Annotated in this window: 17 protein-coding genes and 1 pseudogene; 3 read left to right on the forward strand and 15 right to left on the reverse strand. The window is 38.3% G+C overall.

Annotated elements, in window-relative coordinates; genetic code table 11:
* Nucleotides 1–5: 5 nt before the first annotated feature.
* From AB7942_RS02005 to AB7942_RS02030, 6 genes and pseudogenes are all read right to left on the reverse strand, one after another.
* Nucleotides 6–572, reverse strand: a complete 567-nt coding sequence (locus AB7942_RS02005) for a polyhydroxyalkanoate biosynthesis repressor PhaR (RefSeq protein ID WP_369445593.1) — start codon at nt 570–572, stop codon at nt 6–8.
* Nucleotides 573–594: 22 nt separating this feature from the next.
* The gene (locus tag AB7942_RS02010) at nt 595–1218 is read right to left on the reverse strand and encodes a hypothetical protein (protein ID WP_369445594.1); all 624 of its coding nucleotides are present in this window, start codon (nt 1216–1218) and stop codon (nt 595–597) included.
* Nucleotides 1202–1684, reverse strand: a complete 483-nt coding sequence (locus AB7942_RS02015; RefSeq protein WP_369445595.1) for a hypothetical protein — start codon at nt 1682–1684, stop codon at nt 1202–1204. The genes AB7942_RS02010 and AB7942_RS02015 overlap by 17 nt, the downstream gene beginning before the upstream one ends.
* 36 nt (nt 1685–1720) lie before the next feature.
* Nucleotides 1721–2500 (reverse strand): SDR family oxidoreductase, encoded by a 780-nt coding sequence (locus AB7942_RS02020; RefSeq protein ID WP_369445596.1) that lies wholly within the window; start codon nt 2498–2500, stop codon nt 1721–1723.
* 57 nt (nt 2501–2557) lie between these two features.
* Complete coding sequence (locus tag AB7942_RS02025) at nt 2558–2959, reverse strand: AMP-binding enzyme (RefSeq protein WP_369445752.1); 402 nt, start codon at nt 2957–2959, stop codon at nt 2558–2560.
* Nucleotides 2957–4153, reverse strand: a pseudogene (locus tag AB7942_RS02030) (AMP-binding protein); the annotation flags it as partial. The pseudogene AB7942_RS02030 and the gene AB7942_RS02025, both read right to left, overlap by 3 nt.
* Nucleotides 4154–4730: 577 nt before the next feature.
* Here AB7942_RS02030 and AB7942_RS02035 point away from each other — a divergent pair.
* Together AB7942_RS02035 and AB7942_RS02040 are read left to right on the forward strand one after the other, a co-directional pair.
* Nucleotides 4731–5057: an alpha/beta fold hydrolase gene (locus AB7942_RS02035; RefSeq protein ID WP_369445597.1), complete on the forward strand. Its 327-nt coding sequence runs from the start codon at nt 4731–4733 to the stop codon at nt 5055–5057.
* Between the two features lie 93 nt (nt 5058–5150).
* Nucleotides 5151–5954: an alpha/beta fold hydrolase gene (locus tag AB7942_RS02040; RefSeq protein WP_369445598.1), complete on the forward strand. Its 804-nt coding sequence runs from the start codon at nt 5151–5153 to the stop codon at nt 5952–5954.
* 199 nt (nt 5955–6153) lie between these two features.
* Here AB7942_RS02040 and AB7942_RS02045 read toward each other — a convergent pair whose 3' ends face one another.
* From AB7942_RS02045 to yknW, 6 genes are all read right to left on the reverse strand, one after another.
* Nucleotides 6154–6774, reverse strand: coding sequence for a YitT family protein (locus AB7942_RS02045; protein ID WP_369445599.1), 621 nt, complete (start codon nt 6772–6774; stop codon nt 6154–6156).
* A 168-nt stretch (nt 6775–6942) separates the two neighbouring features.
* Nucleotides 6943–8106: a tryptophan synthase subunit beta gene (gene trpB, locus AB7942_RS02050; RefSeq protein ID WP_369445600.1), complete on the reverse strand. Its 1164-nt coding sequence runs from the start codon at nt 8104–8106 to the stop codon at nt 6943–6945.
* Nucleotides 8107–8289: 183 nt separating this feature from the next.
* Nucleotides 8290–9483, reverse strand: a complete 1194-nt coding sequence (locus AB7942_RS02055) for an ABC transporter permease (protein ID WP_369445601.1) — start codon at nt 9481–9483, stop codon at nt 8290–8292.
* Complete coding sequence (locus AB7942_RS02060) at nt 9480–10172, reverse strand: ABC transporter ATP-binding protein (protein WP_369445602.1); 693 nt, start codon at nt 10170–10172, stop codon at nt 9480–9482. Before AB7942_RS02060 ends, AB7942_RS02055 begins: the two co-directional genes overlap by 4 nt.
* Complete coding sequence (locus AB7942_RS02065; protein ID WP_369445603.1) at nt 10169–11299, reverse strand: efflux RND transporter periplasmic adaptor subunit; 1131 nt, start codon at nt 11297–11299, stop codon at nt 10169–10171. Before AB7942_RS02065 ends, AB7942_RS02060 begins: the two co-directional genes overlap by 4 nt.
* Nucleotides 11299–11970, reverse strand: coding sequence for a YknW family membrane protein (gene yknW, locus AB7942_RS02070; protein WP_369445604.1), 672 nt, complete (start codon nt 11968–11970; stop codon nt 11299–11301). Before yknW ends, AB7942_RS02065 begins: the two co-directional genes overlap by 1 nt.
* A gap of 259 nt (nt 11971–12229) precedes the next feature.
* On the opposite strand from yknW, the gene AB7942_RS02075 reads away from it, so the two are divergent.
* The gene (locus AB7942_RS02075; RefSeq protein ID WP_369445605.1) at nt 12230–13330 is read left to right on the forward strand and encodes an AI-2E family transporter; all 1101 of its coding nucleotides are present in this window, start codon (nt 12230–12232) and stop codon (nt 13328–13330) included.
* Nucleotides 13331–13415: 85 nt separating this feature from the next.
* Here the strand turns inward: AB7942_RS02075 and AB7942_RS02080 are convergent, their stop codons facing one another.
* From AB7942_RS02080 to AB7942_RS02090, 3 genes are all read right to left on the reverse strand, one after another.
* Nucleotides 13416–14171: a TPM domain-containing protein gene (locus tag AB7942_RS02080; protein ID WP_369445606.1), complete on the reverse strand. Its 756-nt coding sequence runs from the start codon at nt 14169–14171 to the stop codon at nt 13416–13418.
* Nucleotides 14171–14731, reverse strand: a complete 561-nt coding sequence (locus AB7942_RS02085) for a LemA family protein (RefSeq protein ID WP_483310831.1) — start codon at nt 14729–14731, stop codon at nt 14171–14173. Before AB7942_RS02085 ends, AB7942_RS02080 begins: the two co-directional genes overlap by 1 nt.
* Nucleotides 14732–14904: 173 nt before the next feature.
* Entirely contained in the window at nt 14905–15462 is a 558-nt protein-coding gene (locus AB7942_RS02090) for a hypothetical protein (RefSeq protein ID WP_335438653.1), read from the reverse strand.

A 15462-nucleotide genomic window follows, 5' to 3' on the forward strand; every position in this document is an offset into this window, starting at 1 on the left:
CATTTTTATTTGGATGAGCCTGATCCAGTTAACTCTTGTTCCGTACTTCTGTCTTTAAGAATAAGACCCTTTAAAGTCTCAAATTCTTCTTTAAAATTTGTTAATTTCATGATTTCAAACTTCATTTCTTGAAGTTCGGCATGTAATTCTTTTGTGTCTGTCTGCTCTTTTTTCGTTTTTACTAATTCCGTTTTAAGCTGCTTTGTCAGTTTAATAATTTCTTTGGAAATCTCTACAACACTCTCAATCTCTTTGCTTTGCGTCTTCATGGAATCTTGAAGTTCCCAAATTTGTTCCTCAAGTGCTTCAATTTTCTCTTCTGCTTGGATCGTTAAAGTCGCAACATTAGAGACATCATTTTTAGTAGGCAAATTTAGTACACCAGCAAGTGCTTCTTGATTCTTTTTTAATTCCTCCAGAAAACGGGAATTAATTTCAGTCCCAAATTTGGACGTTTTCACGAAATCTTTGTTATCAGTCAACAGATAGATAAAATCATTAATCTGTTTTTCCCACAATAAACTTAACTTATGAAGGGATTCATATGGATCGTAAGGTTTTTTACCTGACATTACTTACACTCCTATATTGTTATTATTTAGGTTGCTCGGTTACGTCCTTCATATAATTTTGAAATGGCAGCATCGCTTGTTTGACTTGTTTAGTCAACATGTTCACAAATACTTTTTGATTTTCAAATAAAACATTGCTAGTTTTCTTTACACTCTCAATATATTTTTCTCTGCCATTTTTTCGATAAGCAATATATTGTTCAACTGTTTCCACATATTTATCTAGTGCTTCCAATTGACCAGTTATTAACGCTTGAGTAGGTGTTAATAATAGATTTGCAGTTTTATTTTGAATGTCATCTACTACTTGGTTAATTTCTTCATAGGATTTCACTGGAAAAAAGTTCTGTAGTGAAGTTGTGGTCACAAGTAATTCTTCGCGTGCTGCTTTCTCCCACTTTTTAAGTTCCATGCCAAATTGAGCAGCAATCGTGATTCCATTTTCCTGATTCTGTTTAAGCTTTTCCACATAGTTCTTTACAGTCTCTAAGAAAAGTTCATCCTGTTTGTTAAAGCGCTCTGCCCAGGCATCCAATTCATTAAAGCCAAGTTTCCATACAAGGTCTAGACTTGTAAAATCCTTTTCCCCATCTACCACAGTTTCTTGGTTTTCAACTTCTAGTACAGTTTCAGTTTTTTTCGTCATTGTTATTCTCCTCCAAATTTAAATGATTTGTAAAAAAAAATTGTTTTAATTCTAAAAGCTCTGATTCTAGGCTTTTTATCTTGCAGTCGTGGATATCCTTTACTTCCTTTTCTAAAACGGATAGTAGGGCTTCACATGACTTCCGAACCATTCTTAACTGGGAATTATTCTTCAACTGGCTTTGTTTAATCTCGTAGATCGCATCATCAAAAAAATCTAATTTTTCCTCATAATCTACGATTCTTACAGAAATAGCACTTATTTCATCCTTAGTCGGAAGGTCTAAATGCTTTAACCACCTAGTTGTTAACCTTTTGTGAATTCTTATCTGTTTTACGTGTGCTTCCAATGCCCTCCCAATAGCCAAAGTAAAGCTGCGGTTGTTGGTATGGGCATGGATTTGTTGATTCCATTTTTTTTCAAGCTTTTTATAAAAAGCATCCATTTCTTGATGGGTGTACTTCATTTATACCCCTCTTAACTGCCTGTCAGTATCTATCTTTTACTGTACACTGGCAGTCGTGCCCCCGTCAACGACAAGTACATGTCCATAAACATAGTTAGAAGCATCCGAAGCTAAGAAAAGTGCAGGTCCTTTCATATCATCATCAGAACCAAAACGGCCTGCTGGTGTTCTCTCAAGTATTTTTTCACCTGAATAGTTCAAGATGGTTTTAGACATTTTAGTCGGGAAAAATCCAGGGGCAATTGCATTCACATGAACATTAAATGGTGCTAATTTAACGGCTAAATCCTTCGTTAATGTAATGACTGCGCCTTTGCTTGCAGCATAACCAATCGCATCCATTACTAATGGATCTTGACCGCCCATGCCAGCAATTGATGCAATGTTGATAATCTTACCAGCCTTATGCTCCACCATTATTTTTCCAACGGCTTGGGAAAATAGGAACACCGCCTTAAGGTTAATATCCATTACCTTATCCCATTTATCGGCAGGCATCTCTAATGCAGGTGCTCCCCAAGTGCTACCACTGTTATTAACCAAAATATCAATCCGTCCAAATTCCTTCATGGTTTCGTGGACGACAGCTTGGATTTCGTTTGGATTGGATACATCACATTTTAATGCAAGCGTGCGAACCCCCTTTTCTTTGAGGGCTTCACTAAATTGCTGACAGGCTTCAAGATTACGCGAACAAATCACCACATTTGCTCCTGCTTCCGCATATGCGACCGCGATTTGCTGTCCTAAGCCTCTTCCCCCGCCAGTGATAATAGCCGTTTTCCCTTTTAAACTGAAAAGTTCTTGATTATTCATCGATTTTCTTCCTCTCTATTAAGCTTTAACCCCTGATTTCTCTTGGTCTCTTAATACTCATCTAAGGAGTTTTCCGACAGATGATTTTGGAAGCTCCTCAAGTATTTCTACTAGTTTTGGTGCCTTATAAGGGGCAAGGTTTTCCTTACCAAATTGTTTGATTTCCTCAGCGGAAATAGTATATCCTTCTTTCAATTTGACAAATGCCTTTACGGTTTCACCGCGGTATAAGTCTGGGACACCAATGACAAGCACCTCTTCGATAGCTTCTAGCTGATGAAGCACTTCCCCGATTTCACTAGGATAAACATTGTATCCGCTTGCAATAATCATATCCTTCTTCCGGTCTACAATATAAAAATAGCCGTCTTCATCCATTTTTGCGATATCACCTGTAAACAGCCAGCCAGCCTTTAATACTTTGGCTGTTTCTTCTGGGCGGTTCCAATAGCCTTTCATCACCTGCGGACCTTGGATAATTAATTCACCTTCTTCTCCAACTGGTGCATCGACATATCCGTCATCCGTTTCAAGAACTATTCTTGCGACCGTACTTTGGACAGGAATTCCAACACTTCCATATTTCCTCGGGACGAATGGTGGACTAAAAATGGCGGTTGGAGCTGACTCGGAAAGACCATAGCCATTATAAAGCATTGCACCTGTTTTCTTCTCGAAGGCTTTTACAGTTTCAACGGGCAGCGGTGCTCCACCGCAGCTTATGTAGTATAAATCATTAAATCCGCTTTCTTCTAAACCTGATTGACTGTTTAATGCAGTAAACATGGTTGGAACAGCTGACATTTGAAATGGTTTTTCACGCTTTACGGTTTCCATGATTTCTTTAGAATCAAAGCGAGGTAAAACGATTTGATTTGCCCCTTCCCTAATTCCGCATAGCGCAATGCTAGAGAGTCCATAAACATGGAACATTGGCAGAACCGTAATCATCTTCAAATCATCAGGTTAATTTTTACATGGTCGATAGCTAAAATCACAAACTTGGGTGACATTGGCTAAAATATTGTAATGGGTAAGCATAACACCTTTAGAAACACCAGTAGTTCCTCCTGTGTATTGTAAAAGTGCTACGTCCTTATAATGATTAATCTCAACCTCTGGATTATTTACTTTCTTATGCAGGAATTCATCAAAATAATGATCGCCTTCAGCAAGGTCTATTCTATCTCCACCGAAACTGACAACGATTACCTTTTTTAAAGATGTAGTTGATTGAATCGCTTTAATCTTTGGATAAAATGCATCTAGTAAGACTATGTATTCTGAGCCAGAATCATTTAATACATGTTCAATTTCTCTTTCTACATACATTGGATTAACTTGAACAGCGATTCCACCAAGACAAAAAGTACCAAAAAGCGTGAATATGTAATGCGGGGAATTAGGAAGCATAATAGATAAACGATCGCCTTTAGCAAATCCAGCTCGATGTAAGGCAGAAGCAAATTGATCTGTAATCACTTTTGTATCGTTGAAGGACCAAACCTTACCATAAAAGGTGAATGCAGGCTTTTCGTTATAAAGGTTTACTGAACCTTGTAAAAAATCGTAAAGTGATTTGTGTTCAATATTTACATGCTCGTCAAGACTGGGGTCATAAATTTTTAACCACGGTTTTTGCTGATAAACCATTAGATACGTTGCCTCCTTAGGATGATTTAAAGTCAAATATTAAATATTCCGTATAAATAAGGCTGCAAATTCTTCGAAGCTTTCGTCATTATCCTTAATTAAAATATTAATATAGTTACGATTATTGTAGTTAAATGAAAATTTGTAAACCTCGCACTCTCGACAAAAATTCAACAAAAATCCATGTTTCCTCGAAAGACCAAAACGAGCCTCTAGAATACTAAGCATTAGTATTCTATCTGTTTTGCAAACACTAAAAATATAGCGAAAATTGTCGGAATATTTTTTTATTCATCACTGTCCATGTGGTGAAATATGTAAAACCAAAACATAAAACCTACTACCTTCCAGACGTCAAGATGAACCTCAAAAATAAAAAGTAGTATTCTCCTATAATAATTCCACTTATATTCAGAAATTTCCTAGTGTGGTGTCAGGCACCAAAGAAATACACTTGTCCATCCAGGGAGGACAGGTAAAAGTAGTACATTTGTATTATTCTGAATTTTATAAAAATCGTCACTTTACAAATAGTGGCAACCCCATTTATGATAAAAAGCAATAGGAGGGGTTATATTTGAGTGAAGAGTCTATTAGTTGCTCTAAAATTCCTTACTTACGTTTTGGTGAAGGTGAACCTTTGGTCTTTATTCATGGTCTTGGGGAGGTAAAGGAGGGCTGGAACAATCAGTTTGAATTTGCGGATCAGTATGACTTGATTATTCCTGATTTACGTGGACATGGTGAGTACATTACTAATGAAAAAATATCGATCCCACACTTTGCTCGTGACTCTGAATTTGTCATTATAAGGAATACTGGTCATATTGCAAAGTTAGAGCAAAAGGATTCCTTTAACAGGATTCTTCGCAACTTTTTGAAAAAACACTCAAAAGTAAGTTAAGGGGAGGATGATTCCTCCCCTCTTCTATGTTCTTTACTATTGCACATTATCATATAATTTACCGTTATCTATGAAAAGGAGGAGTTTTTTAGAATGCCAATAACCAACGGGAATGGAATTAATCTTTATTATGAGATTCATGGTGAGGGTGAACCCTTACTATTAATTATGGGGTTGTCACTAAATTCAAAATCTTGGTTTAGAACTCTACCTGCTTTAAGCGAGCATTTTAAGGTAATTATTTTTGATAATCGCGGTACAGGTCACAGCGACAAACCAGATACTCCCTACTCCATCGAGAAAATGGCAGAAGATGCAAGGTGTGTCTTGGATGCTGCCGGTGTTGACTCAGCCCATGTATATGGCATATCCATGGGTGGGATGATTGCACAAAGATTAGCACTTATGTATCCCACACGGGTCCGTTCGCTTGTTCTAGGTTGTACAACCTCAGGCGGAGTAAATCATGTACAACCTAGTGCCGATGTCTCGATGTTAATGCTTTCAAGGGGCTCCTCTATTGCAACACCAGAAGAAATGGCATGGGCCACGGCTCCAATCCTTTACAGTCAAGTATTTATCGAAAATCAGCGGGAATTAGTTGCAGAGGACATCCAAAAAAGAATAGAGATACCTGTTCTTCCCTATGCATATATACTTCAGCTCCAGGCCTGCTTAGCCCATGATACTTACAGCGAGATTGACCAAATCAAGGTTCCTACATTGGTGATCCATGGGGACGAAGATAAATTGGTCCCATACCAAAATGGGGTAACATTAGCAGAGAAAATTCCGATTGCTGAATTTTTGACTATACAAGGTGCTGGTCATATCTATATAACCGAAGCCAATGACTTAGTGAATGAAAGAGTGCTAGAATTTTTAAAGAAACAATAGCTCTATGGTTACCTAAAAAATGCCCGATCACATAGGTGACCGGGCATTTTCGTATGGTAAGATAAGCTTTTCCTAGTCTCAATTAAGCTTTTACCTTCGCAATCTCTTCATCTCTAAGAACTCTTCTTAGCAATTTACCTACTGAGACAATCGAAATCGCCATTTATAACAAGTAAACACCAAGGAAAAACTTTTTAAATTAATGAGCCTGAATAGAAATATCAATAGTCTTATAGGCTATGAGAAAGGTTGCTAAAGAGTAAAATGCCTCTTTAGGACCAAATATGAAAATGGAACTTCCAAATATGAGTATATTAAATAACAGAATAATTTGCCCTATTGAAAAAGAGGAACGTTTACTAAACAGAATGGCCAACACCTCTGTCCCATCAAAACATCCGCCAAACCGAATGGTTATTCCAACTCCGAGTCCTAAACTAATACCTCCAAGGACAATCACCACGATCGGGCTATCAGTTATAACAGGAAACGGTTCTAATAAATAGGTTTCAATTGATAGGACAAGAACAGCAAATAGGCTTAGCATGAGAAATCTTCTACCCAGAAATCGATAGGCAATTAGGAAAAAGGGAGTATTTAATATCAACAAAAACAATCCTATTTCTTGACTTGTAATATGTGAAAGAAGGATGCTTATTCCAATAATCCCCCCGTCAATAATATGATTTTCTACCAAAAATAATTGCAAGGAAATAGCGACCAGAGATGCCCCCAAGAAAATAATAAAAATTCGCTGATAAAAAGGGAACCCTCCTGACCTGCTAAAATCAATATAGAATTTTATTTTTTTCCTATACATACTTGTCCCCTTTTGAATCCAAAGTACAGTCACATGTGTTCTAAAATTATATTCAATTTATAGAGAAAAATTCTTTATAGCTCAAATGAATAAAAAAAAAGCCGCTGCAACAAATTCACATTTGTTACTAGCGACTCTTTTTTAGGTCAATATTTTAATGCTGCTAAATTATTTTAACATCTTAAATACTTGCTCCACATCTTTATCGCCACGGCCTGATAAGTTAACAATCAGCACATCGTCGTTTGCCAACTCTTTTGCCAACTTAATGGCGTATGCTACAGCATGAGAACTTTCTAACGCAGGAATAATGCCTTCAGTCTTGCTTAATACTTGAAACGCCTCTAGTGCTTCTTGCCCGGTTACGGTTACATATTCGGCTCGCCCGCTGGTTTTCAAATGGCTATGCTCAGGACCGACACCAGGATAATCAAGTCCTGCAGCAATCGAATACGTTGGTTTAGGCTCGCCCTTCTCATCAAGTAACGTTAAACATCTAAAGCCATGGATCACAGCTGGGACCCCTTCAGTCATCGTCGGTGCCTCAGCTGGTTCAACTCCAATTAAGCGCACATCATTTTCGTCAATATAATGGGCAAAGGCACCAATGGCATTGCTCCCGCCTCCTGCACAGGCAATTACAGCTGTTGGAAGCCTGCCTTCTTTTTCAAGGATCTGACGTTTCGATTCTTCGCTGATAATTGCTTGGAAGTGTTTGACCATTGTTGGATAAGGATGAGGACCCACGGCCGAACCTAATAGATAGAAGGTATTTTTATAGTTTTGCACCAAGTCGCCCAAGGCTTCATCGACGGCATCCTTTAAGCGGCCCTGCCCTTTATCAACAGGTACAACTTTGGCTCCTAATAATTCCATTCGAAAGACGTTGAGCGCTTGGCGTTCCGTATCCAATTTACCCATATAAATAATACATTCCATCCCAAACATGGCACATGCGGTTGCAGTTGCCACCCCGTGCTGGCCTGCTCCCGTTTCAGCAATAATTCGCTTTGCACCCATTCGTTTTGCTAAAAGAATCTGTCCAATTGCATTATTAATTTTGTGTGCCCCTGTATGATTCAAATCTTCTCGTTTCAGATAAATTTTTGCCCCTTGATTTTGCTTCGTTAAATTTTCAGCGAATGTTAACGGATTCTCTCTGCCTACATATTCTTTTAGGTAATATTTGAATTCCTCAATAAATTCCGGATCATCTTTATAACGGAAAAATTGCTCCTCTAATTCGTTCATTACTAGTTGTAAATCCTCTGGTACAAAACTTCCGCCGAACTCCCCAAAATAGCCTTTATTCTCTACACTCACTTTCACCATGCTCTGCTCGACTCCTTCTAATATATTATTCTAGCTCAGCCACAATTTAATTATATTAACTGAATATTCCTATAATTATTTTATCATACAGTCCATTTTCTGCAAACATTTAACTATTAGCAATACATAGAAAAAGCCTACACAGCGTGTAGACTTTATTAACTAGATTACTTAAAATATACTTTACTCATATCTCAATGAGTCAATCGGGTCAAGTTTGGAAGCTTTATTTGCTGGAAGTAGTCCAAACACAACACCAATTACCATCGAAAATAACACGCCGCCTAACACTACTTGCCAAGACACCAAGGATGGCCAGCCAGCAAAGAAACTCACTATAGTTGACGTTCCCCAGCCTAGTAATATTCCAAGGATGCCGCCAATAAAGGTTAGTGTCATCGATTCTATTAAAAATTGGGTCAATACTTGGCCTCGAGTTGCACCTAATGCCATGCGGATTCCTATTTCCCTTGTTCTTTCTGTCACCGAAACAAGCATGATATTCATAACACCAATCCCGCCAACAAATAAAGAGATACCGGCAATACTCCCGATAATTAAGGTCATGATTTTTGTAATTTGCCCTACTCCTTGAGCGATTTCCTCCATATTGATAACCTGATAAGACTTTTCCGTATTATGCAGATTATTTAATAGCTTAGCAGCCTTTTTACCTGCAACCTGCAATTGCTCAGCAGACTCTGCTTGAAGGGTTACCTGAGTAAAATCGCTGCTTCCGTATATAGTTTTCCATGTTTGGAAAGGTAGATAAACTTCCATTGAACCAAAGGAAAAAAGGCCGGTTGGTTTTTCTAAAACCCCAATGATTTCAATTGGTTGATTGGCTACCGTAACAATATCGCCGACGGGATTTTTCCCTTTAAATAATTCCTCCTGCAATTTGTTACTGACTAACCCCACACGGCGCCCGCCCAGAAAATCAGAAGCTGAAAAATTTCTTCCCTCTGCTACTTTCAACTCATTTAAATGAATATAAGCTTGATTTATACCGGTGGTAGACACATCGCCTGTTTCCTTTTGAAATCGAAAAGTAGACAATTTTGTGCTTGATGCAACCACACGATTAATTTCCGGAATTTGTTCAAGCGCCCTGATATCATCCTGTTTGAAGGGAGCTTGCTGAAATACATTAGGGTTTGCGCGCATTTCTTCATCAGAAGGCTGATAAAATATCTCAATAGTATTCCCTGGACCAGTAATCTGTGATTTAAGCATCGCCTCTCCGCCCTGTCCGATTGCTACCACGATTATGACAGCACCCACACCAATAATAATTCCAAGCATCGTAAGAATACTTCGCATCTTATGGGCTTTAAGTGAGCTTAAAGCCATAAAAAGATTTTCCATAAAACTCATAGGGCCGGCCCCCTTACACCCATAGAAGGCGATTGAATCATTCCATCTCTAACCATAATCGTTCGGTTCGCGTATTCCGCCACTTCTGATTCATGGGTAACGACGATAATGGTTACACCTTCCTCATTAAGTTCCTTAAATTGTTCCATAATGTCCTTGCTTGTCTTCGAATCAAGAGCACCCGTGGGCTCATCCGCTAAAATCAACTTTGGTGTATTGACAATTGCTCTCGCAATAGCTACACGTTGCTTTTGTCCCCCAGATAGGGAATTGGGAAGATGGTTCATTCGATCCGAAAGACCTACTTTTATTAGTGCCTCTTCAGCACGGGCCTGTCGCTCTTTTTTTGAGATTCCAGCATAAATCATTGGCAGTTCGACATTTTTTAAAGCTGATAAGCGCGGCAGCAAATGGAACTGTTGAAAGACAAAGCCAATCGATTGATTTCTAACCCTCGCCAATTCTTTGTCATTATAATGAGAAACATTTTCCCCGCCAAGGTAATACTCTCCCTCAGTCGGTTTATCCAAACAGCCGATAATATTCATTAAGGTTGATTTCCCAGAACCTGATGGACCCATAATGGCAGCAAATTCACCTTTACGAATCGTGAGACTGATACCGTTTAAGACATGAACGCTCTCTTTTCCAAGTAAAAACGATCTTTTGATGGATTCTAGCCGGATCATTTGATTGTCACTTCCAACCCATCCTTAATATTGTCGGGTCCATTAACGATGACTTGGTCTCCTTTTGAAACACCTTCAAGAATTTCAATTTTCTTTCCTGATGTGATGCCTGTTTTGACATTCTGCTTATTAGCCTTGCCATCCTTTACAAGATACACATATGGCTTATCTCCATCATCAAATAATGCATCGAGCGGCAGGACCATCGCTGTCTTTTTGTCCGTTTCAATCTCCATAATGACTTGGAAACCTGGTTTTAACGTTTTGGTATCACCGGAAATTTTTACTGTTACGGGATACTGTACAGCCTGGGTGCCATTTTGCAAACTAGTTTGGTTCTGCTCTGGCAAAATAGCAGTCTTGGTAATTACACCCTGCCACTCTTTTCCAGGTACTGCATCAGATCGGATAATCACTTTTTGTCCACTACTAACTTTTAGTGTGTCGTATTCAGACAAAAGTCCCGATGCAGTCATTCCTTCTAACTTACCAATATGTATAATAGGCTCGTTTGCTGCTTCGATCGAAGATGATACTGGCTTTTTTGATACTAAAACGATTCCATCCATTGTACTCTTAATCTCTAAGTCACCCTGGCGTTTGCTAATCAGGTCTTTTTGAACCTCAGTTTGTTTTAGTTCTATATTCGCTAACTCTTTTTCCATCTCAAGTTGTTCAAATTCAGGGGCAAGCTGTTTTTTCGCTTCTTTTTTACCTACTCCAACCTGCTCACTCAACGTTTTTTCTTTCTCTTCTAGCTGCTCTATTTTTTTATCTATTTGGCTTATTTTTAGGTTAGCTGATTGGATCGATAATTTATTTTGCTCGATTTCAAGCTCGAGCTGTGCGTTCTGCAATTTGGCCAAGACTGTTCCTTTCTTTACTGATTGACCTTCTTTTACTAGCAGTTCCTTGATCTCCCCTTTATCAGGAGTTGCATACACAAGTTGTTCCTCTGGAAGTTTCACGGTACCGGGAATCATCAAAAGTGAGGAGATCTCCTCTTGGCTGATTTCTGTGGTTTTAACGGAAGGTCCTTTTGCAAAAACTTGCCGGTAGACACTGACAGAAATCATAATGATGACCAAACTAATTACACCTAGCGCAATCCAAGTTTTCTTTTTCATTATAACTTTGGCGCTCCTTGCAATAGAGTTCCTATCAAACCAAAGCCAATACTAATTAGGAAGAATATAATTGCAATCGTCCATGCAAGCCCTTTAGAAAATTGTGCTGTTTTATTCAGTCCAAGTGCAGTTAATACAACTGACCAAATCCCAAATACCTCGATAGAACCTAAGACACCTGCTTTTTCTTGATTCAGCAGCCCTGCTAAACTAGTAATATATATTTCTGGGTTTCCACCGATTACAAAGCTAATTGCCATATTTAAAATTAGACCTGCTGCACCGATTATCATGATATAAGTATTCATAGAAAATAATTGTTTAAAAGAAACCGTTGAACTAGCGATTCTTGCAATTGCTAATTGAATCGCACTGCTGATTAGCACACCAAAAATAGGCGTAATTATACCTGTTACCATAACGGTTACTTTTGTAATGGTTAACACCAAATCTATCTGGTCTTTTGGCACTCCCTGTTCAATTAAAGTATCCGCATCCAAAGATAGCGCCATAAAGGCCATTCCGATCACATAGAGGAAACTAATAACAATAAGCGGTACCCATATTTTCGGGTTTTGCTTAATCCTCTCAAACTGCATACCTGGACTTGTAAACATTCCCAATAACTTCGGATTCTCATTCAAAAAATTCACTTCTTTTTGCAATTCCATGTTTAACACCCCTATTCCACTTATGTAAAATATTCCTATTAAGTATACGATAAAATGAGGCGAAAGTTTCATTTTTTTTGAGTGGTGCCTGACACCATGAAAAATTCTAGAATTTGTCTTCTGTTCCATGTTTTTGATATAATTTTAGCTATATTAAAAGAAAAGTCTGTGTTAAAGGTCATTGTTGAATTTATAGCCAAGTTGATTGGAGTGGAAATCAACAGCCAAGTTTAAAAGACCAAAGAAAAAGGGGTACATAATGTCAAAAAGAAAATTCCAGTACGGGTTAATCCAGATCCTATTAATTTTAACTATCATCTTTGTTTCAACAAAGATTTCATTTTTATTCATGCCGATTGGGATCTTTTTCTCTACTCTTTTTTTCCCAATTCTTATTACCGGATTTCTATTTTTCTTACTAAATCCAATCGTTAATTTTCTTCAGCGTCAAAAAGTGCCGAGAATTCTTGCCATCCTCATCATTTATGTCGTGTTTATTGGCATTCTGGTATTAGCGATTGGCAGTTTGGTCCCTGCCATCACAGAGCAATTCACCGCCCTTGCGAATGCACTTCCTGATTATGCTAACAAGACCTTGCAGTATTTTGATAATCTATCACGCAGTTCTGAATTCAAATGGATCATGAAAGAGCAAAATGACCTTTTGGAAACAGGTAAACAAAAACTGATTGCCTACGCAAATACCTTACCGGATAGGGTTACCGGTGGCATTACAAATATACTCGGTGTGTTTGCTAATATTGCGGTCATTTTAGCCACCGTTCCTTTTTTATTATTTTACATGTTTAAGGATGGACATAAGTTCCCTAAGGCCCTCACTAAATTCCTCCCTGCAACATATAGAGATGCCGGGTTGATTATGTTGAAAGAGACTGGTGAAACACTTTCCTCCTATATTCAGGGACAAGTCATTGTAGCCCTGTCAGTAGGAACTCTTGCTTTTGTTGGATACTTGATTATTGATTTGCCATTTGCGCTAGTTATGGCCCTAATTGTAGCGTTTACCAACATAATTCCTTATGTCGGGCCAATTCTCGGCGGTGCCCCTGCTGTGATTGTTGCTCTTTTTGATTCACCTACCAAAGCCTTATTGGTTATCGTGATTATCGTTATTGCTCAGCAGGTTGAAGGCAATGTCTTATCTCCGCTCATCCTTGGAAAATCATTGGATACCCATCCAGCGACAATTATTATTGTTTTACTCGCTGCAGGAAATTTAGCTGGGATCTTAGGGATGGTGTTGGCAGTACCGTTCTATGCCGTAGTAAAAACGATTGTTTTAAATATAATAAAGTTCCTAAGGGCTCGAAAAATGGCAACGATAACTGACGAACCATAAGAATGTATTAATAAAAATTAATAGAATATAAAAAACTGTTAGGAGAAAGGCCTCCTAACAGTTTTTCGATTTTCTGGCAAGTGTATCACCATCCTCGGCCTGCACCACCGCCACCGGATGAACCTCCTCCGCCCCCTCTAGAACCACCACTACCACCGCCTCCTCTACCTCCACCTCTGGAGATTATAGATAAGAGAAGGTAGGTGAGCGTTCCTCCAAAAAACTTAAAATCTAAAAACACAACTCCAATAATAACAATGACCATTAACCAACCGGGAATACCCCATCCTTTTTCACCGGTTGCCTTTGTCTGCTTACTAACGTCCCCTTCATTGCCATACTCAGCGAGGACTTCTTTTGTTAGAGCTTTATAAGTTTCAACAATTGCTCGATTTGGCTGTTGATTTTTTAAAAATGGAATGGCATATCCATCAAGAATTCGACCTGCTTTTCCATCCGGAATTCTGCCTTCCAATCCATAGCCAACTTCGATCCTTACTTTGCGTTCTTGCATAGACAAGACGAGCAATACACCGTTGTTTTCCTGTTTATTTCCGATTCCATATTGCCGAAAAGCTTCATTTGCAAACTCTTCTATCGTTTGGTCTCCTATTGTTTCTACTGTCAAAACTGCAATTTGTGCCGTTGTTTGGTCTTCAATGTTCCTGCCTAAATTGATTAATTCTGCTCTTTCTGTTTCGTTTAATACATTGGCAAAATCCTGTACGTAAATGTCTCCAACAGGTGCCGGAATTTGGACATCCTCAGCTTGTGCATTCACAGCACAGAGAAAAAAAGTGATAAACACCAACAAAAGGCTGAAGATCCGTTTTGTTTTCATTATTGATCGTCCCCAAAGTCAACTTTTGGAGCCTCTTTGGCACTAGGGTCCGCTTTAAAATATTCTTTTTCATCAAACCCAGTTATGCCTGCAATAATTGCCCCAGGAAATCTTTTTACTTTTTTATTGTACACCGCCACTTGATCATTATAATCTTTACGTGCGACAGCTATTCTGTTTTCTGTTCCTGCAAGTTCATCCATTAATTGGGTAAACTGCTGATTTGCTTTAAGATCGGGATAATTTTCTACGACTACAAGTAGACGGCTTAACGCACCTGAAAGTTCTGCGTTTGCTGTGGCTTGTGCCTGCGGCGTATTCGCACCGGCTAGTCTTGCACGTGCATCTGAGATTGATGCAATCACTTCTTTTTCATGCGAAGCAAAACCCTTCACTGTATTTACTAAGTTCGGAATTAAATCCAGCCTTCTTTGCAGTTGGTTTTCAATTTGAGAATAGGACTGGTCCACATTTTCCTCTAAATTGACAAAAGAGTTATAGCTGGAAATTACCATTGCACCAAAAATAACAATCACTGCTACAATTATTCCAATCACCATATAACCTTTTTTCAAAATCATCACGTCCCTTCCCTTATAGTATATTTCAATTTCAAAAATTTTTCCTTTTCCAACAGTTATCATTTGTAAAAAGTACCAAAATTACATTCATATTTTAGCCTTTTCACAAAATAGAGCCTAATCCATATAGGCTTAGGCTCATCTGTATTTAATTATTCATATTTCGATGGATCAACAAAAGCGATATAAACCTTATAAATCACCATGCAGATTGCCGTCGTCAAAAATCCCCAACCAAGCGTGATTTGCTCGATTACAAGGTAGTTATTACATAATTGCACTGGCGAGTCAATGTACAACCAGCCCATTCCAAAAAACAAGATGGCAAAAAAGTAAAAAGTAATGTCCTTCCCAATTGGGCGAAGTTTTTTCCAGCTATCCCTTAGTGGTATACCAGCTAATAATGGTAAACTGACAAATTTAAATAGTTCCATGCTTTGTTCATTCAATGCTTCATCCATTGAACGAGGCAGCGTCCAGTAAACAACTATGATAACAAACAACAAAATTCCTGGTACACCATTACCATTCCATTTTTCAAAAAAGTGAGGGAATCGCAGTTGAAAAAATCGTGCCATTAGAAATCCTGTAAAAATTAACAAAGGCATTTGCATATGCATGTGAATAACCATGACTGATTCCATTAAATTTGCAACAGGAGGAAGTATTAAGGTAAGAAGTAACAATAAGCCATAGATTGATTGCTTCAA

This window comes from Neobacillus sp. BF23-41 (assembly GCF_041106275.1).